At 48.1% G+C, this 675-nt stretch carries 1 protein-coding gene; it reads right to left on the minus strand.

What is annotated here, in order from left to right; translation table 11 throughout:
* Positions 1–136: 136 nt before the first annotated feature.
* Positions 137–675 (minus strand): helix-turn-helix transcriptional regulator (locus tag R7P74_RS26815; protein ID WP_318123699.1); only part of this gene is annotated, 539 nt, incomplete at its 5' end.

Raw genomic sequence — 675 nt, forward strand, 5'->3', positions numbered from 1 at the left:
TGTAGAGTTCTCATCCCTTTCTCCAAATCCATATGGATACTCGTGTTCAATACTACAAGCGTACACCACAGGAATCAGGGTAAAGGATGAATCATTGGCCTGTCTCATTTATAAGAGAGAGCGAAAGGGCCGAAATCTAAGCGCGGATTCGGTAAACGCAGCGACGTTGACCGCTAATGATATGCTCGGTACGCTCGACGGTCGTGTCGTCTCCGAGTAAGGACTGGAACACACTCAGTTCAGATTTGCATAAACTAGGGCAACGCGTGGCGGCTTTACAAATCGGGCAGCGATTCTCGATCAAGATAAAGCCGTGCTCATCTTGTTCAAGCTCTGCCATGTAGCCTTCTTTTTCGCGCAGAAAAACCAAAGTTTCCAGTTTGCTTTCTAAAGACTCACATTGGTCGAGGTGCTGGCGATAGTTTTGTAAAGTCAGTTTTTCGCGCTCGGAGGTAACTTTGTCGAGGCCATCTTTACCGAAGATGTGTTCCACGGCTTCGATAAATTGGATGGTGAGTTCGCCATGACGATCGGCGAATTGCTCATGTCCCTTCTGGGTTAAAGACCAATGGCGAGTAGGGCGTCCGACTTTGACTTTTACATCGTGAATCGACAGGATGCCTTCATCTTCTAAACCTTGCAGGTGCTGGCGAGCACCCATGGTTGTCATCCCAA

The organism is Vibrio sp. 2033 (genome assembly GCF_033339735.1).